Source organism: Streptococcus sp. A25 (assembly GCF_043674095.1).
Classification (GTDB): Bacteria; Bacillota; Bacilli; order Lactobacillales; family Streptococcaceae; genus Streptococcus; species Streptococcus suis_V.
Map to the genome: position 1 here is coordinate 56,909 of NZ_JBIMJO010000010.1, position 23,766 is coordinate 80,674.

The 23,766-nt window shown below is 41.4% G+C and carries 19 protein-coding genes, 3 tRNA genes and 1 other annotated feature; of the genes, 16 read left to right on the forward strand and 6 right to left on the reverse strand.

The annotated features are described in order from the left end of the window. Positions 1-69 precede the first annotated feature (69 nt). Positions 70-453: a S4 domain-containing protein YaaA gene (gene yaaA, locus ACHBID_RS05825; protein ID WP_105160711.1), complete on the forward strand. Its 384-nt coding sequence runs from the start codon at positions 70-72 to the stop codon at positions 451-453. Position 454: 1 nt separating this feature from the next. Continuing rightward, the gene (gene recF, locus ACHBID_RS05830) at positions 455-1,549 is read left to right on the forward strand and encodes a DNA replication/repair protein RecF (RefSeq protein ID WP_105160710.1); all 1,095 of its coding nucleotides are present in this window, start codon (positions 455-457) and stop codon (positions 1,547-1,549) included. A 43-nt stretch (positions 1,550-1,592) separates the two neighbouring features. On the opposite strand, the gene guaB is transcribed toward recF, so the two are convergent. Beyond that, entirely contained in the window at positions 1,593-3,074 is a 1,482-nt protein-coding gene (guaB, locus tag ACHBID_RS05835; protein ID WP_105111334.1) for an IMP dehydrogenase, read from the reverse strand. A gap of 220 nt (positions 3,075-3,294) precedes the next feature. After that, entirely contained in the window at positions 3,295-4,320 is a 1,026-nt protein-coding gene (gene trpS, locus ACHBID_RS05840) for a tryptophan--tRNA ligase (protein WP_105160709.1), read from the reverse strand. A gap of 74 nt (positions 4,321-4,394) precedes the next feature. After that, positions 4,395-4,605 (reverse strand) — a binding site (T-box leader). Between the two features lie 108 nt (positions 4,606-4,713). Between trpS and ACHBID_RS05845 the strand changes: the two genes are divergently transcribed. From ACHBID_RS05845 to ACHBID_RS05855, 3 genes are all read left to right on the forward strand, one after another. Beyond that, on the forward strand, positions 4,714-5,586 hold the full coding sequence (locus ACHBID_RS05845) for a YitT family protein (protein ID WP_105111361.1): 873 nt from the start codon (positions 4,714-4,716) through the stop codon (positions 5,584-5,586). A 65-nt stretch (positions 5,587-5,651) separates the two neighbouring features. Next, on the forward strand, positions 5,652-7,274 hold the full coding sequence (locus tag ACHBID_RS05850) for an ATP-binding cassette domain-containing protein (RefSeq protein WP_105111336.1): 1,623 nt from the start codon (positions 5,652-5,654) through the stop codon (positions 7,272-7,274). A gap of 38 nt (positions 7,275-7,312) precedes the next feature. Then, a complete protein-coding gene (locus tag ACHBID_RS05855) occupies positions 7,313-9,883 on the forward strand; it encodes a YfhO family protein (RefSeq protein ID WP_394731818.1) in 2,571 nt (856 codons plus the stop codon). Between the two features lie 60 nt (positions 9,884-9,943). On the opposite strand, the gene ACHBID_RS05860 is transcribed toward ACHBID_RS05855, so the two are convergent. Continuing rightward, positions 9,944-10,016: transfer RNA gene (locus ACHBID_RS05860), tRNA-Asn, on the reverse strand. A 5-nt stretch (positions 10,017-10,021) separates the two neighbouring features. Next, positions 10,022-10,093 (reverse strand) — tRNA-Glu (locus ACHBID_RS05865). 124 nt (positions 10,094-10,217) lie between these two features. Between ACHBID_RS05865 and ACHBID_RS05870 the strand changes: the two genes are divergently transcribed. Further along, a tRNA-Arg gene (locus tag ACHBID_RS05870) sits at positions 10,218-10,291 on the forward strand. On the opposite strand, the gene ACHBID_RS05875 is transcribed toward ACHBID_RS05870, so the two are convergent. Together ACHBID_RS05875 and rlmH are read right to left on the reverse strand one after the other, a co-directional pair. Continuing rightward, positions 10,289-10,966 (reverse strand): YoaK family protein, encoded by a 678-nt coding sequence (locus ACHBID_RS05875; protein ID WP_105111338.1) that lies wholly within the window; start codon positions 10,964-10,966, stop codon positions 10,289-10,291. The genes ACHBID_RS05870 and ACHBID_RS05875 overlap by 3 nt on opposite strands. A 28-nt stretch (positions 10,967-10,994) precedes the next feature. Further along, entirely contained in the window at positions 10,995-11,474 is a 480-nt protein-coding gene (rlmH, locus tag ACHBID_RS05880) for a 23S rRNA (pseudouridine(1915)-N(3))-methyltransferase RlmH (protein WP_105111339.1), read from the reverse strand. 191 nt (positions 11,475-11,665) lie between these two features. Here rlmH and ACHBID_RS05885 point away from each other — a divergent pair, with 191 nt between their 5' ends. From ACHBID_RS05885 to mfd, 10 genes are all read left to right on the forward strand, one after another. Then, on the forward strand, positions 11,666-12,850 hold the full coding sequence (locus tag ACHBID_RS05885; RefSeq protein ID WP_105111340.1) for a S1C family serine protease: 1,185 nt from the start codon (positions 11,666-11,668) through the stop codon (positions 12,848-12,850). A gap of 67 nt (positions 12,851-12,917) precedes the next feature. Beyond that, positions 12,918-13,688, forward strand: coding sequence for a ParB/RepB/Spo0J family partition protein (locus tag ACHBID_RS05890; RefSeq protein WP_105111341.1), 771 nt, complete (start codon positions 12,918-12,920; stop codon positions 13,686-13,688). 190 nt (positions 13,689-13,878) lie between these two features. Beyond that, a complete protein-coding gene (gene dnaA, locus ACHBID_RS05895; protein WP_105111342.1) occupies positions 13,879-15,294 on the forward strand; it encodes a chromosomal replication initiator protein DnaA in 1,416 nt (471 codons plus the stop codon). A gap of 141 nt (positions 15,295-15,435) precedes the next feature. After that, positions 15,436-16,572 (forward strand): DNA polymerase III subunit beta, encoded by a 1,137-nt coding sequence (gene dnaN / locus ACHBID_RS05900; RefSeq protein WP_394731817.1) that lies wholly within the window; start codon positions 15,436-15,438, stop codon positions 16,570-16,572. A gap of 51 nt (positions 16,573-16,623) precedes the next feature. Next, a complete protein-coding gene (locus ACHBID_RS05905; protein ID WP_394731816.1) occupies positions 16,624-17,502 on the forward strand; it encodes a diacylglycerol/lipid kinase family protein in 879 nt (292 codons plus the stop codon). Positions 17,503-17,511: 9 nt separating this feature from the next. Next, positions 17,512-17,715: a DUF951 domain-containing protein gene (locus tag ACHBID_RS05910; protein ID WP_105111345.1), complete on the forward strand. Its 204-nt coding sequence runs from the start codon at positions 17,512-17,514 to the stop codon at positions 17,713-17,715. A 101-nt stretch (positions 17,716-17,816) separates the two neighbouring features. Continuing rightward, positions 17,817-18,173, forward strand: a complete 357-nt coding sequence (locus ACHBID_RS05915; RefSeq protein WP_105122453.1) for a helix-turn-helix domain-containing protein — start codon at positions 17,817-17,819, stop codon at positions 18,171-18,173. Between the two features lie 85 nt (positions 18,174-18,258). Beyond that, a complete protein-coding gene (gene ychF, locus ACHBID_RS05920; RefSeq protein ID WP_105111346.1) occupies positions 18,259-19,374 on the forward strand; it encodes a redox-regulated ATPase YchF in 1,116 nt (371 codons plus the stop codon). A gap of 162 nt (positions 19,375-19,536) precedes the next feature. Continuing rightward, a complete protein-coding gene (pth, locus tag ACHBID_RS05925) occupies positions 19,537-20,106 on the forward strand; it encodes an aminoacyl-tRNA hydrolase (RefSeq protein WP_394731815.1) in 570 nt (189 codons plus the stop codon). After that, a complete protein-coding gene (gene mfd / locus ACHBID_RS05930; RefSeq protein ID WP_394731814.1) occupies positions 20,106-23,597 on the forward strand; it encodes a transcription-repair coupling factor in 3,492 nt (1,163 codons plus the stop codon). The genes pth and mfd overlap by 1 nt, the downstream gene beginning before the upstream one ends. Positions 23,598-23,766 lie beyond the last annotated feature (169 nt).

Consider the following 23,766-nt stretch of genomic DNA (forward strand, 5'->3'; position numbering starts at 1 on the left):
GCCTCTTTCAAAACATTGTACCTTCCATTATACCAAATTGTGTTATAATATTCTGTAACGAGGTGACTTATGGAATTTAAATTATTCGACGACTACATTACCCTGCAAGCTCTGCTCAAAACAACTGGAATTGTGCATTCCGGCGGGGCTATCAAGGGCTTTTTAGAAGAGAATACCATCCTGTTTAATGGAGAGGATGAAAAAAGACGAGGTAAGAAAATCCGTGTCGGTGACAAAATCAGTCTACCGGACCACGGCATTGACATCACCCTTGTGGCTCCAAGTCAGGAAGAAATTCTACAGCACCAAGAAGATCAAGCTGAAAAAGCTCGTGTTGCTGCTATAGTAAAAAAACTCAACCAAGAAAACAAAAAGCAGAAGAAACAAGCTCCTCCTGTCAAGAAATCTGTAAAGAAGGTTGACAGGAAACCTGTCCGTTTCCCAGGTACCTAAGATGTGGCTAGAAAAATTACAACTACGCCACTTTCGCAATTATGACCAATTAGATATTGAGTTCCATAAAGGGCTCAATGTCTTTTTGGGACAGAATGCACAGGGTAAGACCAATATTTTAGAGTCTATTTATTTTTTAGCTTTGACACGCAGTCACCGCACTCGTTCAGATAAGGATTTACTCCAATTTGAAGAAAAAGAGGTATCCATTCAAGGTTTACTCCACCGGACTAGCGGTAAACTTCCACTTGACATCAACTTGACAGAAAAGGGGCGGGTGACCAAGGTTAATCACCTCAAACAAGCCAAATTGTCCAACTATATCGGGCACTTGAACGTTGTTCTTTTTGCACCGGAAGATTTACAGCTCATCAAAGGAGCACCTGCCCTCCGCCGAAAATTTATTGACGTTGAGTTGGGGCAAATAAAACCCGTCTACCTATCAGACTTGTCCAACTACAATCACGTTCTCAAACAGCGAAATACCTATCTAAAATCAACCGAAAAAGTTGACATGGATTTTCTCAGCGTACTAGACTATCAACTAGCTGATTACGGTAGTCGTGTTATCCAGCATCGGATTGATTTCCTCAAAAAATTAGAGGAATTTGGTAGCCGAAAAATAGCCGAAATTTCTGGTCAAAAAGAAGAACTTCGGATTGACTACCTATCATCTGTTTCGTTGACAGACTCTGTCAACCTTGTTGACGATTTCTTGACAGATTTAGAAAAAAGTCGGAAACGAGATTTGTTCAAAAAAAATACTGGAGTGGGACCTCACAGAGACGATATTGCTTTCTTCATCAATGGTATGAATGCCCATTATGGTAGCCAAGGTCAACATCGTAGCCTCGTTCTCTCTCTTAAACTGGCTGAGATTGAGCTCATGAAAGAAATTACGCGAGAATATCCGATTTTACTGCTCGACGATGTGATGAGTGAATTGGACAATAGCCGTCAAGTCAAATTACTGGAAACCATCACAGATAAAATTCAAACCTTTATCACGACAACTTCCCTAGACCATCTCCATCAACTCCCAGAAAGTCTAAAAATATTCCATATTTCCAAGGGAACTGTAAAAGAAGACCTGTAAATATCGTTTACAAGTCTTTCTTTTTTATTTACAGTTTTGTCAATTATTGTACGGAATAGTTTGGTGCTTCGTTTGTAATTTGAACGTCGTGTGGGTGACTTTCTTTCAAACCAGCGCCTGACATTTCAATAAATTGAGCATTTTCACGTAATTCTGTTAGGTTGCCTGCTCCGACATACCCCATACCTGAGCGGAGACCACCGACCATTTGGAAAATCATATCTGCAACAGAACCTTTATAAGCGACACGACCTTCAATACCTTCTGGAACCAGCTTGTTTGCCTCATTGACAGAAGCTTGGAAATAGCGATCCTTAGAACCTTGTTTCATGGCTGCGATAGAGCCCATACCGCGGTAGGTCTTGAATTTACGTCCTTGGAAGATTTCTGTTTCCCCCGGTGCTTCATCTGTTCCTGCAAACATTGACCCCAACATAACCGCATGACCACCAGCAGCCAAGGCCTTAACAATATCACCTGAATACTTGATACCACCGTCCGCAATGATGGTCTTACCATACTCACGCGCAACGCCAGCAGCATCGTAAATAGCAGTAACCTGTGGTACACCAACACCCGCAATAACACGAGTGGTACAGATAGAACCAGGTCCAATACCCACCTTGACAACATCCACACCAGCCTCGTAAAGGGCACGAGCTCCCTCAGCTGTAGCAATATTACCTGCAATCAAAGTACGGTCTGGGAAGTGGGCACGAATTTCCGCAATCTTACGGAGAACACCAGCAGAATGCCCATGAGCTGTGTCAATAACAATGGCATCTGCACCAGCTTCAAAGAGAGCCTCCGCACGTTCAAAAGTATCAGAAGTGACACCGACCGCACCAGCTACCAAGAGACGACCAAATTCATCCTTGGCAGCATTTGGAAATTCAATCACTTTTTCAATGTCTTTAATCGTAATCAAGCCTGACAAACGACCATTTTCATCCACCAAAGGCAATTTTTCAATACGGTGTTGGTGGAGAATCGCCTCAGCAGTTTCCAAATCCGTTCCAACAGGAGCTGTTACCAAACCATCGCTGGTCATATTGCTAGAAATCGGCTGTGAGTAATCGGTGATAAAACGCATATCACGGTTGGTAATAATACCCACCAGTTTGCGATTTTCCAGGGTTTCAACAATCGGCACACCTGAAATACGGTAAGTCGCCATCAATTTTTCAGCCTCTGCAATTGTATGCTCTGGTGTTAAGAAGAATGGGTCAATAATAACCCCATTTTCAGAACGTTTTACCTTACGCACTTCATCTGCCTGCTCTGCAATGGACATATTCTTGTGAATGACACCCAGACCACCTGCACGCGCCATAGCAATCGCCATTTTGCTGTCAGTTACAGTATCCATAGCTGCTGAAATGATAGGAAGATTGAGGGTCAAATTCGGAGCTAACTGTGTCTTTAAGTCAATATCGTGTGGCAAGACATGGCTCTCAGCCGGAATGAGCAAGACATCATCAAATGTAAAGCCTTTTTTCAAAAATTTAGTTTCCCAATTTGACATGGATGGTTTCCTCTTTTCTCTTTTGTTTGAAATTTATTTTATCTATGATAACATTTTAAGAATATTTGTCAATCATTATTCGTCTTAATATCATTAAACATAAAAATCCAGAAAATTCTTTCCTAAAATATAAAACATTTACGAACGTTTTGGTTTTAAAAAATCACAATTAAAAATAAAAAAGCAACGTTTTTCAACATCACTTCTTCATTCGTTAGTCCTATTTAAAATAGTTGATTCCCATAGCATCCTTGACTTGGTCCAGAGTAGTTGCTGCTACTTGACGAGCTTTTTGACTGCCTGCCTCTAACATAGCATAGACCTGTCCCATATCTTTGGCAAACTCGATGCGACGCTCACGGATTGGCCCCAACTCACGTTCTAAGATATCCAAAAGATAGCGTTTGGTTTTGACATCTCCCAGACCACCGCGCTGGTAATGCTCCTTCATGGCCTCAATCTCAGCCTGATCTTCCTCACGACCAAAAACATCCAAATAATGGAAAACCATATTTCCTTCAATCTGACCCGGATCCTCGACACGGATATGGTTCGGGTCGGTATACATGGACATGACTTTCTTTTTCAAAGTGTCCATGTCATCTGCCAGATAAATCCCATTGCCAAGTGATTTAGACATCTTGGCATTGCCATCCAACCCCGGCAAACGACCTGCAGCCTCGTTTTCAGGGTAAATCCCTTCTGGTTCCACCAAAACATCCGTCTGATAAGCGTGATTAAAACTACGAACCAGCTCACGGGTCTGCTCAATCATGGGCTTTTGATCGGTTCCAACTGGTACAAAGTTTGCCTTGAAAGCTGTAATATCTGCAGCCTGAGAAACCGGGTAGACCAAGAAACCTGCTGGAATGCCTTCACCAAAGCCCTTCTGGGCAATTTCTGTCTTGACAGTCGGATTGCGTTCCAGACGAGCAACTGACACAAGGTTCATATAGTACATGGTCAATTCAGCCAATTCTGGAATCTGACTTTGGATGAAAATGGTTGTCTTAGCTGGATCGAGACCTGCCGCTAAGTAGTCCAAGGCTACGTTACCAACCGACTCAATAATCTTCTGCGGTTCTTTAGCATGGTCTGTCAAAGCCTGCTGGTCTGCCAAAAATACAAATAATTCATGATTGCCTGCATTCTGTAAGAGCACACGATTTTTCAAGGAACCTACATAATGACCAATATGTAATTTTCCGGTCGGTCGATCGCCTGTTAAAATAATTGGTTTTGTCATAACTTCTCCTTTTACACTTATTTACAACACTGTAAACTTATTGTGAACAAAAATAAAAGCCCAGCACAAGTCTGTGCAAGGGCGTCAAGGACACGGTACCACCTTAGCTTATGAACAGTAAAGCCATTCATTTCTCTTTGCACATAAGGCCTGCTAGCCAAATCCTTATTTGTTCAGATTTCTATTTACCATCAGCCCATTCATAAAGAAGAATTACTTGTTTACACCGACCACAAGCTCTCTAAAAACCGTTCCTTTACTACTCTTCTGATTGATTATCATTATAACTGCTAACTAAGAGAAAGTCAAGCTGAGAAAGCCTTGACGATTGGCTTAAAATTCTGCATAATAGAACGTGCGTGTATATTAGAATATAGTATTAAAGGAGAAATCATGAAAGACAAGTTAAAAGATATTTCATTTGTGACGGCGGGTAGCATCATTATGGCTATTGGCTTCAATAGTTTTTTTCTGGAAAGTAATATTGTATCTGGAGGAATTGGTGGCCTGGCCATTGCCCTAAACACATTATTCGGTTGGGACCCAGCTACCTTTGTACTATTCTGCAATATTCCTCTCCTGGTAATGTGTTTCTATTTCCTTGGGAAATCTGTCTTTGTAAAAACTGTTTACGGTGCCATCCTCTATCCATTCTGCATGAAATTAACAGCTGGTTTGCCAAATTTGACCGATAATCCTTTACTTGCTGCAATTTTTGGCGGTATTGTTCTAGGTTTTGGTCTCGGACTTGTCTTTCTCGGTAATTCATCAACGGGAGGAACAGGCATCCTCATCCAATTTATCCATAAGTATTCTCCCCTATCACTCAGTCAAACCATGGTTATTATTGATGGTATTATCGTTGGCCTTGGCTTTATCGCCTTCGATCCTGATACTGTCATGTACTCCATCCTTGCCTTGATGACCATCAGCTATGTGATCAACCGTATGATGACGGGTACAAACTCTTCTCGAAACCTTTTTATTATTTCCCAAAAATACAAGGAAATCAAATCCTATATCACAACCGAAGTGGACCGTGGAGTAACAGAATTGCCCGTAATTGGTGGCTATACTGGGTCTGAAAAACGTATGTTAATGACAACTGTTTCTATCCCAGAAGTACAAAAATTGGAAAATCATATACTCCAAATTGACGAAACAGCCTTTATTATTATCTTACCAGCTAGCCAAGTTCGTGGTCGCGGCTTCAGCTTACAAAAAGATCATAAATCCTATGACGAAGATATTTTGATCCCAGGATGATTATAATTGAAGTTTAGACTGCTTTCTAGTACAATAAATCTAATAGACAGAAAATAGGAGAAACTATGCTTACAGTATCAGACGTGTCGCTCCGCTTTAGCGACCGCAAATTATTCGACGATGTCAACATCAAGTTTACAGCTGGAAATACCTACGGTTTGATTGGTGCCAACGGTGCCGGTAAATCAACTTTCCTGAAGATTTTAGCAGGAGATATTGAGCCAACAACTGGCCACATTTCACTCGGTCCAGACGAGCGTTTGTCCGTCCTCCGTCAGAATCACTTTGACTACGAAGATGAGCGCGTGATTGACGTGGTTATCATGGGAAATGAGCAGCTATATAGCATTATGAAGGAAAAAGATGCTATTTACATGAAGGAAGATTTTTCTGATGAAGACGGTGTCCGTGCTGCCGAGTTGGAGGGCGAATTTGCCGAGCTTGGTGGCTGGGAAGCTGAAGCTGAGGCTTCACAATTGCTCCAAAACCTGAACATTGCTGAAGACCGCCACTACCAAAACATGAGCGAATTAACCAACGGTGAAAAGGTTAAGGTGCTTTTGGCCAAGGCCCTCTTTGGTAAGCCAGACGTCCTTCTGCTGGACGAGCCGACCAACGGTTTGGACATCCAGTCTATCAACTGGTTAGAAGATTTCTTGATTGATTTTGAAAATACCGTCATCGTCGTATCCCACGATCGCCACTTCCTCAACAAAGTGTGTACCCACATGGCGGACTTAGATTTCGGTAAAATCAAAATTTTTGTCGGTAACTACGACTTCTGGAAACAATCATCTGAATTGGCAGCCCGTTTACAGGCTGACCGCAATGCTAAGGCGGAAGAAAAAATCAAGGAATTGCAAGAATTCGTTGCCCGTTTCTCTGCCAACGCTTCAAAATCCAAACAGGCAACCTCTCGTAAAAAAATGCTGGATAAAATCGAGTTGGAAGAAATCATTCCATCCAGCCGTAAGTACCCATTTATCAACTTCAAGGCCGAGCGTGAGATTGGTAACGACCTGCTGACAGTTGAAAATCTCAAGGTTGTTATCGATGGAGAGACGATTTTGGACAATATCAGCTTTATCCTCCGTCCAGGTGATAAGGCCGCTATCATCGGTCAAAACGACATCCAGACAACTGCCCTTATGCGTGCCCTGGCTGGCGACATCGACTATGAAGGAACCATCAAATGGGGTGTAACCACTTCACAATCTTACCTGCCAAAAGACAATACAAAAGACTTCGCAACTGGCGAATCTATCTTGGAATGGCTCCGTCAGTTCGCTGAAAAAGGTGAAGACGACGATACATTCTTGCGTGGATTCCTTGGTCGTATGCTTTTCTCAGGCGACGAAGTCAAGAAGTCTGTCAACGTCTTGTCAGGGGGAGAAAAAGTCCGTGTCATGCTATCTAAGCTCATGCTGCTCAAGTCAAACGTCCTCTTGCTGGATGACCCAACCAACCACTTGGACTTGGAATCCATCTCTAGCCTTAACGATGGCGTGAAAGACTTCAAAGAGTCCGTTATCTTTGCCAGTCACGACCATGAATTCATTCAAACCATTGCCAACCACATCGTTGTCATCTCGAAAAACGGGGTCATTGACCGTATCGATGAGACCTATGATGAGTTCCTTGAAAATGCTGAAGTACAGGCAAAAGTTCAAGAACTCTGGAAAGCATAATCAAAAAAGGCGATTTTATCGCCTTTTCTTATAAATTTATGAAATCAATTTTTAAACATAAGTCCATTTTTTATCTATTAGCCTTTTTTCTTCCCTTTACAATAATGGTCATTATCTTGTCAACCCAAGGTATTTGGTGGGGAAGTGATACAACCATTTTGGCCAGCGATGGGTTCCATCAATATGTCATCTTTCATCAAACTTTACGGAATGCTTTACACGGTAATAGTTCAATCTTTTATACCTTTACAAGTGGGTTAGGCTTGAATTTCTACGCCCTATCGTCTTACTACCTGGGCTCTTTTCTATCGCCTTTAGTATATTTCTTTGACTTGCAGTCCATGCCAGACTATATTTATCTGTCAACTATTGTAAAGTTTGGCTTGATAGGCTTGTCAACCTATACTAGCCTGAGAGGCATTTATAAAAACATCAAAACTGAATGGAGCTTACTTCTCTCTACCAGCCTTGCTCTCATGAGTTTCTCAACTAGTCAGTTAGAAATTTCCAGTTGGCTGGACGTTTTTATTCTGGTTCCTATTATTTTACTGAGTTTACACAGAATGCTGACTGGTAAAGGTCGGATTATCTACTATATCAGTCTAGCCTGTCTTTTCATTCAAAACTACTACTTTGGTTACATGACTGCCATCTTTTTATTGATTTGGACACTTGCTCAGCTAACAAAATTCGATAAAAAAATTATTCGATTTATAGACTTTACAGTGGTGTCAATTATGTCAACATTGACTGCTATGGTCATGTTACTGCCAACCTATCTAGACCTAAAGACTCACGGAGAGACATTTACAAAGATTGTCAACTTAAAAACTGAGGACTCCTGGTATCTAGACTTTTTTGCTAAGAGCCTAGTTGGAAGTTTTGACACCACAAAATTTGGATCTATTCCGATGATTTTTGTTGGACTAACTCCGCTAATTTTAGCCTTGCTCTACTTTACTGTCAAAGAAATAAAATGGCAGACAAAATTAGCAAATGGACTGCTAGTAACCTTTATCATTGCAAGTTTTTATCTACAACCACTCAATCTATTCTGGCAGGGAATGCACGCGCCAAATATGTTTCTCTACCGCTACGCCTGGGTACTATCTATTGTCATTATTTATCTAGCAGCAGAAACCAGCACCTATTTGACCAACATTAAAATATGGCAAATTTGCCTTCCCTTTACAATTCTGTCAACCGGTTTTATCCTCACATATATTTTTAAAAATCACTACTATTTCTTGGACACTGTAAACTTTTTACTAAGTTTTGAATTTCTCTTTGCCTATCTTGTTCTATTTGTCAGCCTTCATTATTTCAAGTTTGATATCAAGTGGATACCACTTTCTTTCTTACTGTTTGCCTTATTAGAACTTGGTCTCCACACTCATTACCAGGTTCAGGGAATTTCAGATGAGTGGCATTTCCCTAGTCGGTCGAATTACGAAGAAAAGTTGACAGATATTGACAATCTTGTAAAAGAGACCAAGAGTGACAATGAATACTTCTATCGAATGGAACGCTTGTTACCTCAAACCGGTAATGATAGCATGAAGTTCAATTATAATGGTATTTCTCAATTTTCATCCATTCGCAATCGCGCTTCTAGTTCTACTTTAGATAAACTGGGTTTCCGTTCAGACGGTACCAATCTAAATCTGCGTTACCAGAACAACACCTTGATTGCGGATAGCCTCTTTGGCATAACCTACAATCTGGCAAGCACAAATCCCAATAAATATGGATTTGATTTTCAGAAGAGTACCGATAGTATCAGTCTCTATAAGAATAACTACAGTCAGGGATTAGCACTTTTGACCAATTCTATTTACAAAGATGTCAAGTTTACAAATATGTCCTTGGACAATCAATCTGCCTTTCTAAATGAACTGATAGGACTGGATTACAAGTATTTTTATCATATTAAGGACGTTCAATCATTCAATGGTGTTGACCTTGGAGGCCGCATAACTGTAAATAAAACTGTCAATCAGACCGATGCAACTATTACTTATAAACTAAATGTTCCAGCCAATAGCCAGGTCTATCTCAATTTACCAAATATTAGCTTCTCAAACGACTCTGTCAAAAGAGTTGTCATAACTGTCAATAACCTGTCAAACGAGTTCACACTTGACAACAGCTTTTCCTTCTTCAATATTGGTTATTTCTTAGAGGATACTGAACTTTCCTTCTCTATTCATTTTCCAGAAAACGAACAAGTTAGCTTTGATAAACCGCAATTTTTCCGGTTAGACCTTGGCCAATATTCTGAGGCTATGGAAATACTAGCCAGTAAGCAAGTTATATCCACTGTAAAGTCGAACAAGGTAGAAGTAGAATTTTCAAGTCAAAATCCTGCTAGTCTGCTCCTAACCCTTCCTTATGATAAGGGATGGACTGCAAGCATCGATGGTAAAAAAGTACCAATATTAAAAGCACAAAATGGTTTTATGAAACTGGACGTAGAGCCTGGTCAACGACAGGCCGTCTTGACATTTATTCCACATGGATTTTACTTGGGATTAGGAATTTCCACGACAGCTATCTGTTTCTTTATTTTCTATAATTATTTGTTCAATAGACATAAGAACCGAGGTTAAACTTCGGTTTTTATAGTGCAAAAAAACCTTGATTTCTCAAGGTTTCCTAGTCTTTATTTACTCCGCCAACAGGGCTCGAACCTGTGACATCATGATTAACAGTCATGCGCTCTACCAACTGAGCTATGGCGGATGATATAGTCCGTACGGGATTCGAACCCGTGTTACCGCCGTGAAAAGGCGGTGTCTTAACCCCTTGACCAACGGACCATTATCAGTACGCTAACTAGTATAATACATGACCTTATTTTTGTCAACATTTTTTCAGATTTTTTTCACTTTCCGGCAACTTGACAGCTACCTATCTTTCATGTAAAATAGAAGAGTTGAAAGAGGTTCCATAGCTCAGCTGGATAGAGCATTCGCCTTCTAAGCGAACGGTCGCAGGTTCGAATCCTGCTGGAATCATCTCCGACCTGCTCTGGCGGGTCTTTTTTCTTGCCATAATTCCCAATTGATATACAAAACAAAGGGGAGGACACCTATGAGGGCATATTCTCCAAAGGATTGGGAAAACAGAGTAGATAGACAAACTCCAAGCATGAACCCAACAATAATAATGTAGATATTTCGACCAGTTTCCTGCAAGTGTGCGTTCTTTTCCATCAATCCCTTAAACCAAATATAGGCTGCGTTTTTGACATTTCCAGTCATCATCACATTGGCATAATGGACACCCTTAAGACTTCTAAAAGTCTCTACTTGGATGGAAGCTGTAAAGGCCAATAAGCCCATAGTAAAAAATGAATTGACAAAGGGCGTCAGAACGATTGTCAATACAATCAAGCATAAAATGATTAAACTGCTTCCAAAATGCCAAGGATAGCGGTGTTTCAAAAAATATTTTTTGGCTAAATAAGTAAAAAATTGCCCCAGTGTAAAGAATACAATTGGGACTAAAAAGTGAATTGTACTCTTGATGCTGCCCTGGGCTAAATGACTAGCTAACAAAACGACATTACCAGACTGGACACCTGCAAACCGGCCACCCTGGGTCAAATAAGAAAAGGCATTCAAATAGCCGCTGACAAAGGTCAGACAGGTAGCCACTCTTAGCCCCTCATACACACGATACTCTCTCATTCTCTCATCTTCCTTGTTTCACGTGAAACTATTTGTGATAGGGACTTCCCTGTTGGATCATAAAGGCCCTGTATATTTGTTCCATCAAAACCAACTTCATCAATTGATGGGGCAGCGTCAATTTTCCAAAACTCATCAACAAATTCGCCCTTTTTTTAACCGAATCTGCCAATCCAAGGCTGCCTCCAATTACAAAGGAAATTTCTGAAAATCCTTTTATTGTAATATCTTCTAATTTTTTGCTAAATTCTTCTGAAGGAAATTGATTGCCCTCAATGGCCAAAGCGATGACAAAGTCGCGCTCGTTGATTTTAGATAAAATCCGCTCCGCTTCCTTGGCCAATATTTGCTCGTTCTCAGCCTGACTAGCCTTGTCGGGTGTTTTTTCATCTGCTAATTCAAGCAGCTCCAATTTGGTAAACCGACTGAGCCGCTTGCTATACTCAGCAATGCCATCTTTTAAATATTTCTCTTTTAGTTTTCCAACTGTAATCACTTTTATTTTCATATTTCTATTGTAACATATCCACAAACTATCTAACAGATGAAATGGACAATAAAGCAAGAAAATAGGGAGTCTATACACAGAAGAAAAAAGTTATCCACAGCTTGTGGATTGAATTTTGAAAAATTTAAGTTATAATTAAGAAAGGGAGTGTAATCTTTAGAAAATGGATTAAATCTGAAAGGGAAAAAGTCATGAAAAAGTATTTGAAATTTATCATTCTATTCGCCTTTGGGTTTCTAGGAGGAATCAGTGGCTATCTGGTTGCGTCCTCTTTCCAAAATCCCGCAGCTCCACAGCAAGCGGGGTCTGGTGAAACCACCATCAGCAAAGTTCAGTATCAAAATGAGAATTCAACAACCAAGGCTGTGGAAAAAGTACAGGATGCCGTAGTGTCTGTCATCAATTACCAGCAGCCTACACCAAATAGCCTCAGCTCTATTTTTGGTACTATTGAGAGCTCCGATGAGCTGGCCGTGGCAGGAGAGGGATCTGGTGTTATATATAAAAAAGATGGCAAGGATGCCTACATTGTCACCAACAATCACGTTATTGCTAATGCTGAAAAAATTGACATTCTCTTAGCATCTGGTGAGAAAGTTAGTGGACAGCTAGTGGGAGCAGACACCTATTCAGATATAGCCGTTATCAAGATCGATGCTGAGAAAGCCCACTCTGTCGCTGAATTTGCCAATTCAGACAGCATTAAGGTCGGAGAAACAGCAATCGCTATCGGTAGTCCTTTAGGTAGTGTTTATGCCAATACCGTCACCCAGGGCATTATTTCCAGCCTTAGCCGGACTGTCACTTCTCAAACAGAGGACGGACAAACCATCTCCACCAATGCAATCCAAACAGATACAGCCATTAACCCAGGTAATTCTGGTGGCCCCCTCATCAATATTCAGGGTCAGGTTATCGGAATCAATTCAAGTAAGATAACTTCAAGTTCTCTGGCCAATAATGGTGGTGTCTCTATAGAAGGTATGGGATTTGCGATTCCTTCAAATGACGCTGTTTCTATTATCAATCAATTGGAAACAAATGGTAAGGTAGTTCGTCCAGCATTGGGCGTTCACATGGTCGACTTGACCGATCTGTCAACCAGTCAATTAGAAAAAGCAGGTCTGGCAAATACAGATTTAACCTCAGGTGTAGTAGTTGTTTCAACCGAGTCAGGCCTACCAGCTGATGGCAAATTAAAAACCTACGATGTCATTACTGAGATCAATAGTAAGAAAATTGAGAGCAAGAGCGATTTACAAAGTGCCCTTTACAAACAAAAAATTAACGACACGATTACAGTCACCTATTACCGTCAAGGCAAAGAAGAGAAGGTTGACATAAAGTTGACACACTCTACAGACGACCTTTCTTAATAGTTGAAACAAAAACCTTACTTTACAGCATTGTAAAGTAAGGTTTTTTTTGCTAGAATGTCACTGTATGGAAGAATTAAAAAAGATAGCGATTAAGGATATTCAAACAAATCCTTTTCAGCCACGAAAACATTTTGACCAAGAAAAATTATTGGAACTAGCCCAGTCTATCCGAGAAAATGGAATTATCCAACCGATTATCGTCCGAAAATCCTCTCTCATAGGCTATGAATTATTGGCTGGAGAACGACGTTTACGAGCCAGTCAATTAGCCGGTCTAAAAGAAATTCCAGCCCTTGTAAAGGAATTATCCGATGACCAGCTCATGTTGCAGGCTATTATCGAAAACCTCCAACGGTCGGACTTGAATCCCATTGAAGAAGCAGCATCTTATCAAAAATTGATTGAAAAGGGGCTGACCCACGATGAAATTGCTCAAATTATGGGCAAATCCCGCCCTTATATTTCCAATCTTCTGCGTTTGCTGAGCCTCAGTAACAGGACCATTACTGCCATTGAAACCGGAGAAATCAGCCAGGGGCATGCCCGTCTCTTAATCGGTCTTCCTGAATCGAAACAAGTCTACTGGATAGAGCGTATCCAACAGGAGCAATTAAGTGTTCGTTGGCTGGAAAATGCTTTGAAAAAGAAGAAAAAACAAGCCCCACCGAAAACAAATCTCTTTTTGAAGGAGCAAGAAACTGAATTACAGAAACTCCTAGGAACCATGGTCACGATTAGACAGCAGAAATCTGGTCAGGGGAAGATTAGCCTATCCTTTGATTCCAACGAAGAATTCGAAAGAATTATCAACACCTTAAAAAAATTGTGTGACTAATAAAAATAATCCCCCTACTTATAAACAGGAATAAATAGTGGAAAAAGCCGATTTTATCGTGATAAATTTACTTATTCACATCTTGTGGATAAGTGATATAAACAGTGTGGAAAAATATTTATTCTTGTGGAAAACTTTTTCCTTTTATGGTAAACTTAGAATAAGCACTTTTTAGGAAGGGAGGCTTCAAATGGACAAGGAACAAGAATTTTGGAATCGATTTATTGAACTAGCCCAGTCCAGTCTTTCCAATTCTGTCTACGAGCTACTGGTTGAAGAAGCGCGCCTGATTGAATTGCAGGATGGCGTTGCAACAATTTTTCTCGCTGGAACTAGCGACAGTATACTGGCCAGTAAGAAAAAATTGTGGAAACAAAATATTGAAGAACTGATACTGATTGCTGGTTTAGAAGTGTTGGGTGAGCAAATTTCCGTCACCTACCATACCTATCAATCTGTATCAGAACCAAAATCTGACAAGGCCTATAAAGCTGATAAGGTCGTTACAACACCAGCAGAAGCAGATACTCCAGCTCCGATAGGCAAGCCCAGCAAATCCAGTTTTCTTCCGATTCAATCAGGCATCCAGCCCCAATACACCTTTGATAACTTTGTCCAAGGTGGTAGTAATATGATGGCCAAATCTGCTGCTCTAGCTGTAGCTCATTCACCTGGACAGCTCTACAATCCTCTCTTTATCTGGGGAGGGCCTGGTCTTGGGAAAACTCACTTGCTCAACGGAATTGGTAACCAAGTCCTGGGAGACAATCCACACGCGCGTGTTCAATATGTCACATCTGAATCCTTCCTTAACGAATTTGTCAACTATCTCACCAAAAAAGAACTGGACATGGAAGAATTTAAGGAGCACTATAGAAATCTTGACCTGTTGCTCATTGATGACATCCAGCTCTTAAAGGGGAAGGCTTCAACACAGGAAGAATTCTTCCACACCTTTGATGCTCTCTTGAGCCAAGGAAAACAGATTGTCCTAACCAGCGATCGAAATCCAGATAGCCTGGATAATTTGGAAGACCGCCTGGTATCCCGCTTTAGTTGGGGAGCTACCTGCCAGATTTACCCACCAGATATCGAAACGCGCGAGGCCATCCTCAGAACCAAGTGTGCCACCTATCCATTTGAATTTCCAAATGATACCCTGACCTATCTGGCAGGCCAAATCCAGTCCAATGTCAGAAATTTAGAAGGTATTCTCAAAGATATCAGCCTCCTGGCTGGAATGAGAAATTTGACCACTATCACCGTCGACATTGCAGCTGAGGCCATCCGAGGACGCAATCAGGCAGCACCAAAAAATTCTGTTATCCCAATTGAAACCATCCAGACTGAGGTCGGAAAATTCTACGGCGTTAGCCTCAAGGAAATAAAGGGAAGCAAGAGATTGCAAAATATTGTCCTAGCCCGTCAGGTAGCCATGTATCTAGCAAGGGAAATGACGGACAACTCCCTTCCAAAAATTGGCAAGGCCTTCGGTAATCGAGACCACACAACTGTCATGCATGCCTATAAAAAGATAAGGGACATGCTCAAGAATAACGAAAGCTTCCTGATTGAAATTACAAATATCAAAAACAAGATCATGTAATCCCATACTTGTGCGCAGTTTTCCACAAGTTGTAAACAAGCCTTTTTTCCTATTCTGATGCGCTTGCTTACACTTTTCCACAGAATACACAGGCTCTACTACTATTACTAAACCTTATTATATATAAATAAAGGAGAATCCATGATTCAATTTTCCATTAACAAAACTGTTTTCCTACAAGCATTAAATATTACCAAACGTGCTATCAGTACCAAGAATGCTATTCCTATTTTATCTACTGTTAAAATTGCTGTTAATACGGAAGGTATTAGCCTGATTGGTTCTAATGGTCAAATTTCTATCGAACACTTTATTTCTGTTCAAGATGAAAATGCTGGTCTTTTGATTAGCTCAACCGGAGCTATCCTTCTGGAAGCAGCTTTCTTTATCAACGTAGTTTCTAGCATGCCAGATTTAGTTCTTGATTTTAATGAAATCGAACAAAAGCAGATTGTCTTGACTAGTGGTAAATCTGAAATTACCCTCAAAGGAAAAGAAGCTGAGCAATACCCACGCTTGCAAGAAGTGCCAACTTCAAAACCTCTGGTATTGGAAACAAAAGTCCTTAAGCAAACCATCAACGAAACAGCCTTTGCGGCCTCAACTCAGGAAAGTCGTCCAATCCTAACTGGTGTGCACTTTGTGCTAACAGATAATAAACAGCTCAAAACAGTGGCGACCGACTCCCACCGTCTCAGCCAGCGTAAATTGGTCTTGGAGACTCCAGGAGATGATTTCAATGTGGTCATCCCAAGCCGCTCTCTCCGCGAATTTACGGCCGTATTTACCGATGAAATTGAAAAGGTAGAGGTTTTCTTCTCCAACAACCAAATCCTCTTCAGAAGCGAGTATATTAGTTTCTATACCCGTCTTTTGGAAGGGACCTATCCAGATACCGACCGTCTCATTCCAAAAGAATTTAAGACGACAGCTGTTTTTGATACCTCCCACCTCCGTCAGTCTATGGAGCGTGCTCGTCTCTTGTCCAATGCTACTCAGAATGGAACGGTGAAACTGGAAATTACCAAGAGTATTGTCTCAGCCCATGTCAATTCTCCAGAAGTAGGCCGCGTCAATGAAGAAATCGATACCTTGGACGTTTCAGGTGAGGATCTGGTGATCAGCTTCAACCCAACTTATCTGATTGAAGCCCTCAAAGCGACCAACAGTGAGCAGGTGAAGGTGAGCTTTATTTCCAACGTTCGTCCATTTACTCTGGTGCCAAACAGTGAGGATGACAATTTTATCCAATTGGTAACCCCTGTTCGTACCAACTAATAACAGTAAAAGCGGCCATTGAGCCGTTTTTATGTTATACTAAAATTACCTATGATTGTACACATTTTAGCAAATCCAAATGCTGGCAGTCATTCTGCAGAGAGTATAATAGACCAGCTTAAAAAAACTTATCCACAAGTAGACTTTAAGACCTATCTGACCCAGGGAAAGCATGATGAGAAAGTTCAGATTCAAAAGGTTTTAGAAGGCTATGGAGACGGGGATAGACTGCTCATTTTAGGTGGAGACGGTACGCTATCTAAAAGCCTGACGGATTGGCCAAGCCAACTACCTTTTGCTTATTATCCGACAGGTTCGGGCAATGATTTCGCCAAATCAATGAAAATCAGAGAGATAGATACTGTCCTAACTGCCCTCTTGACAGAAAAAACGCAGTCTATTTGTGTTTTGAAGACGTCCTTTGGGATTATTGTCAATAGTATGGATGCTGGTTTTGCTGCCCAGGTGATTGCACGCTCAGAATCCTCTAAGCTCAAAAACTGGCTTAAGCGCGTGAAAGTTGGCAAATTGACCTATCTGATAATGGCTATCAGAAGTCTTTTAGATGCGCAGTCCTTGACAGTGGACGCGGTCATTGATGGCCAGGAACAACAGTTGAAGAATCTCTTTTTCCTGTCTCTTGCCAACAATACCTACTTTGGCGGTGGTATCATGATTTGGCCGGAAGCCTCTGCTCATGAGCAGAAAATCGATCTGGTTTATATTGAAAACAGCCCAATTCATAGACGGGTGCTGGCCTTGCTCGATTTGGTCCTTAAGCGTCATAAGAAATCCAAATATATCAAACATCTCCAGTGCCAAACTATTTCTATCAAAACTAGTCAGCAAATCCTATTTCAAACGGATGGTGAGATGCTGGCGGGGACAGAGTTTGTATTGACTTGTCAAGAAAGAAAAATCTATCTATAAGGAGTTACCATGTATCAATTAGGAACATTCGTCGAAATGAAAAAGCCTCATGCCTGTGTCATCAAATCGACTGGCAAAAAAGCCAATAAGTGGGAAGTCATTCGTTTAGGTGCAGATATTAAAATCCGTTGCAGCAACTGTGACCATGTGGTTATGATGAGCCGGCATGATTTTGAGCGGAAAATGAAGAAAGTTCTTGAAAGCGAGTCCTAGTTGACAGTTTGCAACTGCTGGTTGAGAAAATTTCTGAAGTGTTGCTAGTCAGCTACTCATGTCTAAGTTATACTAATCTTAGAAATCAGGAGGAATCTATCATGACTCAATTAGCCCAACAAATTCGAGCTTTACGCACAGCTAAGAATTTATCCCAAGATGGATTGGCAGAAAAACTCTATATTTCCCGTCAGGCTATTTCCAAATGGGAAAATGGTGAGGCAACGCCAGATATTGATAAACTGGTCCAGCTGGCAGAAATTTTTGATGTCAGTATAGACTATCTGGTTTTAGGAAAAGAACCTGAGAACAATACCAAGGAAACAGGAACATATCAAACAGCAGAGCAAAAAATGGATATTTGGCAATTTATTGCTGGCTATTGGTGGATAGTGCTCTCTATTTTGGGATATTTATCTTGGTTTCTACCTCATATTTTGCCATCTATTTTTGGATGATACAAAGCTTGTTGATTCGCAAGCTTTTTTTCAAATTTTCTGCTATAATAGTCATGATTGAATTTTTATATGGAGAACTAAGAATATGGCTTTAACAGCAGGTATCGTCGGTTTGCCAAACGTTGGTAAATCAACCTTATTTAACGCAATTACCAAAGCAGGAGCAGAGGCTGCCAACTATCCTTTCGCGACCATTGATCCAAACGTGGGAATGGTAGAGGTGCCAGATGAGCGCTTGACCAAGTTGACAGAGTTGATTACACCAAAGAAAACCGTGCCGACCACCTTTGAATTTACAGACATTGCCGGTATCGTAAAAGGTGCCTCAAAAGGGGAAGGTTTGGGAAATAAATTCTTGGCCAATATCCGCGAGGTGGATGCCATTGTTCACGTGGTTCGTGCCTTTGACGATGAAAATGTCATGCGGGAGCAGGGGCGTGAAGATGCCTTCGTTGATCCGCTTGCTGATATTGATACGATTAACCTAGAATTGATTTTGGCTGACTTGGAGAGTATCAACAAACGCTATGCGCGTGTGGAGAAGATGGCTCGTACCCAGAAAGACAAGGATTCTGTGGCAGAATTTGCAGTCCTCGAAAAAATCAAGCCCGTCTTGGAAGATGGTAAATCAGCTCGTACAGTAGCTTTTACAGACGAAGAGCAAAAAATTGTCAAGCAGCTTTTCCTCTTGACCACCAAGCCAGTCCTTTATGTAGCTAACGTTGATGAGGACAAGGTCGCTGACCCAGACGGCATCGAGTATGTTCAACAAATCCGCGATTTCGCAGCGACAGAAAATGCAGAAGTGGTAGTCATTTCAGCGCGTGCCGAAGAAGAAATTTCGGAACTCGACGACGAGGACAAGGCAGAATTCTTGGAGGCAATCGGTTTGACTGAGTCTGGTGTTGACAAACTGACTCGTGCAGCTTATCATTTACTTGGTCTTGGTACTTACTTTACAGCAGGTGAAAAAGAAGTCCGTGCTTGGACCTTCAAGCGAGGTATCAAGGCGCCTCAAGCGGCCGGTATCATCCACTCAGACTTCGAAAAAGGATTTATCCGCGCCGTAACCATGTCCTATGATGATTTGATGCACTATGGCTCTGAGAAGGCTGTTAAAGAGGCTGGACGCCTTCGTGAAGAAGGTAAGGAGTACGTGGTCCAGGATGGGGACATCATGGAGTTCCGCTTTAATGTCTGATGCCTAATATTCGCTTATTCGTTGTTATCTCGTCTTGCCGTACTATCAGTACTGCCTGTGACTTTGATGACTAGACTAAGCAAATGTTTAGCAATCAAAAAACAACTATAAAAATAGTAGGTTGGAAAGACTTCCAACCCTTTTGGTGTTTAAGGAGAAAAAATGACACGATTGATAATAGGTCTAGGCAATCCCGGTGACCGCTATTTTGAAACCAAGCACAATGTCGGCTTTATGCTGATTGATAAGATTGTAGCGCGTGAAAATGTGATATTTACGCACGATAAGATTTTCCAAGCGGACCTTGCAACGACCTTTATTGACGGAGAGAAGATTTTTCTGGTCAAGCCGACGACCTTTATGAATGAATCGGGTAAGGCAGTGCATGCGCTGCTGACCTACTACGGACTGGATGAGACTGATATTCTGGTGGCCTATGATGATTTGGACATGGCTGTTGGAAAAATCCGTTTTCGTCAAAAAGGCTCTGCCGGTGGCCACAATGGTATTAAGTCTATCATCAAGTATCTAGGAACAGATCAATTTGACCGCATCAAGATTGGCATCGGTCGTCCCAAAGGCAAGATGAGTGTGGTTCATCATGTTTTATCTGGATTTGATACGGAGGACCGCATTGACATTGACCTAGCTCTTGAAAAACTTGACAAGGCTGTCAACTTCTATTTACAGGAAGATGACTTTGATACCATCATGAGAAAGTTTAACGGCTAATGAACATCCTGGATTTATTACACCAAAATAAGCAAATCAATCAGTGGCAGGCAGGACTGAATAAATCCACTCGCCAACTCATCCTAGGACTATCAGGAACCAGCAAGTCCTTGGTCATGGCAACTGCCTTTGATAGCTTGGCAGAAAAGATTTTAATTGTGACGGCGACCCAAAATGAGGCCGAGCGCTTGGCAACAGACTTATCAGCTATTATTGGTAGTGACTATGTTTACAACTTCTTTACAGATGACAGTCCTGTTGCCGAGTTTGTTTTTGCCTCCAAAGAGCGAACCCAGTCTCGAATTGATAGTTTGAATTTCCTACAAGACAAGACTTCATCAGGGTTTCTGGTAGCTAGTATGGCTGCCTGCCGTGTTTTGCTACCTAGTCCTTCTGCCTATCAATCTGCTAGATTAGAACTTTCAGTTGGTCAGGAAATGGAAGTTGACACCCTTGTCAAGTCACTTGTCAATACAGGTTATAAGAAGGTTTCTCGTGTCTTGACCCAGGGAGAATTTAGCCAGCGAGGAGACATCTTAGATATTTATGATATGCAGGCTGAGCATCCTTATCGTCTGGAGTTTTTCGGTGATGAAATAGACGGCATACGAACTTTTGACGTCGATAGCCAGAAGTCTCTGGAAAATTGTGAACAGATTTCCGTTTCACCAGCATCAGAAATGATTGTGACAGAAGAGGACTACCAACGAGCTATTCCTATCATTCAGAAAACGATTGAGCGTTCCAATCAAGAAGAACAGATTTCCTATCTCAAGGAAGTCTTGGCAGACATGCAGTCTTCCTACCGTCATCCGGATCTCAGAAAATTCCTGTCCTATCTATATGAGGATAGCTGGACTATTTTGGATTATCTTCCAAAAGGTTCACCTATTTTTCTAGATGATTTCCATAAAATTTCTGATAAACAGTCCCAGTTTGAGAAAGAAGTTGCGGATGTCTTGACACAGGATTTACAGAATGGTAAATCAGTGTCAAGTTTGAATTACTTCGCGTCAACCTATGCTGATTTGAGAAAATACAAGCCAGCCACCTTCTTTTCTAGTTTCCAGAAAGGTCTGGGCAATGTCAAGTTTGACGGACTTTATCAATTTACTCAGTATCCCATGCAGGAATTTTTCCACCAAATTCCGCTTTTAAAAGATGAACTGGCTCGCTATGCCAAATCAAACAATACGGTCATTATCCAGGCTTCTTCTGAAACAAGTTTACAAGCTTTACAGAAATCTTTACAGGAATACGAGATTCATTTACCAGTCCATTCAGCATCACAATTAGTCGCAGGGCAGCAGCAAATCACCGTCTCTCAGCTGTCAGCTGGTTTTCATCTTATGGATGAAAAGCTGGTTGTCATCACTGAAAAGGAAATTTTTAATAAGAAAATCAAGCGCAAAATCCGCAGGACAAACATGTCCAATGCGGAGCGGATTAAGGATTATAGTGAGCTTTCAGTCGGAGATCATGTAGTCCACCATGTTCACGGTATCGGTCAGTATTTAGGGATTGAAACCATTGAAATATCGGGTGTTCACAGGGACTATGTTACTGTGCAGTATCAGAATGCTGACCGCATTTCCATTCCAGTAGAGCAGATTGACCTCCTGTCCAAATACCTGGCATCAGACGGCAAGGCACCTAGGGTCAATAAGCTAAACGACAGTCGTTTCCAAAAGACCAAGCAGAAGGTGCAAAAGCAGGTTGAAGACATTGCGGATGATTTGATTAAGCTCTATGCAGAGCGCAGTCAGCTCAAAGGTTTTGCCTTTTCACCTGATGATGCCAGTCAAGAAGAGTTTGACAACTACTTTACACATGTGGAAACTGATGATCAACTTCGCTCGATTAACGAAATCAAAAAGGATATGGAGAAGGACTCGCCCATGGATCGGCTCTTGGTCGGGGATGTTGGATTTGGTAAGACAGAAGTAGCCATGCGGGCAGCCTTTAAGGCGGTTAATGATGGCAAACAGGTTGCAATTTTAGTGCCGACAACGGTCCTAGCCCAGCAACATTTTGCAAATTTTCAAGAGCGCTTTGCTGAGTTTCCTGTCAATGTTGATGTGATGAGCCGATTCAAGACCAAGGCAGAGCAGGAGAAAACGCTGGAGAAGCTCAAAAAAGGTCAGGTGGATATTATCATTGGTACTCATCGCCTGCTCTCCAAAGATGTGGTATTTTCCGATTTAGGTTTACTGGTCATTGACGAGGAACAGCGCTTTGGTGTCAAGCACAAGGAACGCCTTAAAGAGCTGAAAAAGAAAATCGATGTCCTTACCTTGACTGCAACTCCTATACCTCGGACCCTGCAAATGTCCATGCTTGGAATTCGTGATTTGTCTGTTATTGAAACACCGCCAACTAATCGCTATCCTGTCCAAACCTATGTCATGGAAACTAATCCAACAGTCATTCGCGATGCCATTATCCGTGAATTAGACCGTGACGGACAGGTTTACTATCTTTACAATAAAGTTGACACCATTGAGCAAAAAGTTTCAGAGCTGAAAGAGTTGGTTCCAGAGGCCAGCATCGGTTATGTTCACGGACAAATGTCTGAAATTCAACTGGAAAATACCCTCTATGCCTTTGTGGAAGGGGAGTACGATGTTCTCGTTACGACTACCATTATTGAAACAGGGGTTGATATTCCAAATGCCAATACCCTCTTTATTGAAAATGCCGACCATATGGGACTGTCAACCCTCTATCAACTTCGTGGTCGTGTCGGCCGTTCCAATCGTATCGCCTATGCCTATCTCATGTATAGGCCTGACAAGTCCTTAACAGAAGTGGCTGAAAAACGCCTAGAAGCCATAAAAGGCTTTACAGAACTGGGGTCTGGCTTCAAGATTGCTATGCAGGACCTGTCCATCCGCGGTGCGGGAAATATTCTCGGTGCAGCCCAGTCTGGCTTTATTGACTCAGTCGGCTATGAAATGTACTCTCAGCTTTTGGAACAGGCCATTCTTGAAAAGCAAGGTAAAGCTGGCCAGCGTCAGAAGAGTAATACGGAAATCAATTTGCAGATTGATGCCTATTTACCGAGTGAATACATTTCAGACCAGCGTCAAAAAATCGAGATTTACAAGCGGATCAAGAACATTGACAGCCGTGTAAACTATCAAGAATTGCAGGAAGAGTTGGTCGATCGCTTCGGAGACTATCCGGATGTTGTAGCTTATTTGCTAGAAATTGGTCTCCTCAAATCTTATCTGGACCAGGTTTTCTGCCATAGTGTCCTTAGAAAGAAACAGCAGATTACAATTTCCTTTGAGCCCATGGCTGGTCAAATTTTCCTGACCCAGGATTATTTCCAGGCCCTATCGGTGACCAATCTCAAGGTCCAAATTGCAGAGAATCGGGGCCGTTTAGAAGTAATTTTTACCCTTCAAAAACAGAAGGATTATGAAATCTTGGAGGAATTGATCCAATTCGCAGAAAAATTGGCCCAAATTAAGTTAAGTAAAGGTTGATTGTGCCGAACTGTTTAATTCATTGAATGCATCAATTCTCATTTTCTTCGCAGGAGTAGTCATTTCAGCACTCATATTTTGGTGAGAGAGTTTCCAAACTCTCTTTTTACATTTTGGTAACAAAGTTATCCTATTCTACCAAAAACTTTAAAAAATGATATAATATTTA

Excerpts from the sequence above, each read along its gene's own strand:
- yaaA (WP_105160711.1), top strand. The coding sequence starts at position 70 with ATGGAATTTAAATTATTCGACGACTACATTACCCTGCAAGCTCTGCTC.
- recF (WP_105160710.1), top strand. The coding sequence starts at position 455 with ATGTGGCTAGAAAAATTACAACTACGCCACTTTCGCAATTATGACCAA.
- guaB (WP_105111334.1), bottom strand. The coding sequence starts at position 3,074 with ATGTCAAATTGGGAAACTAAATTTTTGAAAAAAGGCTTTACATTTGAT.
- trpS (WP_105160709.1), bottom strand. The coding sequence starts at position 4,320 with ATGACAAAACCAATTATTTTAACAGGCGATCGACCGACCGGAAAATTA.
- ACHBID_RS05845 (WP_105111361.1), top strand. The coding sequence starts at position 4,714 with ATGAAAGACAAGTTAAAAGATATTTCATTTGTGACGGCGGGTAGCATC.
- ACHBID_RS05850 (WP_105111336.1), top strand. The coding sequence starts at position 5,652 with ATGCTTACAGTATCAGACGTGTCGCTCCGCTTTAGCGACCGCAAATTA.
- ACHBID_RS05855 (WP_394731818.1), top strand. The coding sequence starts at position 7,313 with ATGAAATCAATTTTTAAACATAAGTCCATTTTTTATCTATTAGCCTTT.
- ACHBID_RS05875 (WP_105111338.1), bottom strand. The coding sequence starts at position 10,966 with ATGAGAGAGTATCGTGTGTATGAGGGGCTAAGAGTGGCTACCTGTCTG.
- rlmH (WP_105111339.1), bottom strand. The coding sequence starts at position 11,474 with ATGAAAATAAAAGTGATTACAGTTGGAAAACTAAAAGAGAAATATTTA.
- ACHBID_RS05885 (WP_105111340.1), top strand. The coding sequence starts at position 11,666 with ATGAAAAAGTATTTGAAATTTATCATTCTATTCGCCTTTGGGTTTCTA.
- ACHBID_RS05890 (WP_105111341.1), top strand. The coding sequence starts at position 12,918 with ATGGAAGAATTAAAAAAGATAGCGATTAAGGATATTCAAACAAATCCT.
- dnaA (WP_105111342.1), top strand. The coding sequence starts at position 13,879 with ATGGACAAGGAACAAGAATTTTGGAATCGATTTATTGAACTAGCCCAG.
- dnaN (WP_394731817.1), top strand. The coding sequence starts at position 15,436 with ATGATTCAATTTTCCATTAACAAAACTGTTTTCCTACAAGCATTAAAT.
- ACHBID_RS05905 (WP_394731816.1), top strand. The coding sequence starts at position 16,624 with ATGATTGTACACATTTTAGCAAATCCAAATGCTGGCAGTCATTCTGCA.
- ACHBID_RS05910 (WP_105111345.1), top strand. The coding sequence starts at position 17,512 with ATGTATCAATTAGGAACATTCGTCGAAATGAAAAAGCCTCATGCCTGT.
- ACHBID_RS05915 (WP_105122453.1), top strand. The coding sequence starts at position 17,817 with ATGACTCAATTAGCCCAACAAATTCGAGCTTTACGCACAGCTAAGAAT.
- ychF (WP_105111346.1), top strand. The coding sequence starts at position 18,259 with ATGGCTTTAACAGCAGGTATCGTCGGTTTGCCAAACGTTGGTAAATCA.
- pth (WP_394731815.1), top strand. The coding sequence starts at position 19,537 with ATGACACGATTGATAATAGGTCTAGGCAATCCCGGTGACCGCTATTTT.
- mfd (WP_394731814.1), top strand. The coding sequence starts at position 20,106 with ATGAACATCCTGGATTTATTACACCAAAATAAGCAAATCAATCAGTGG.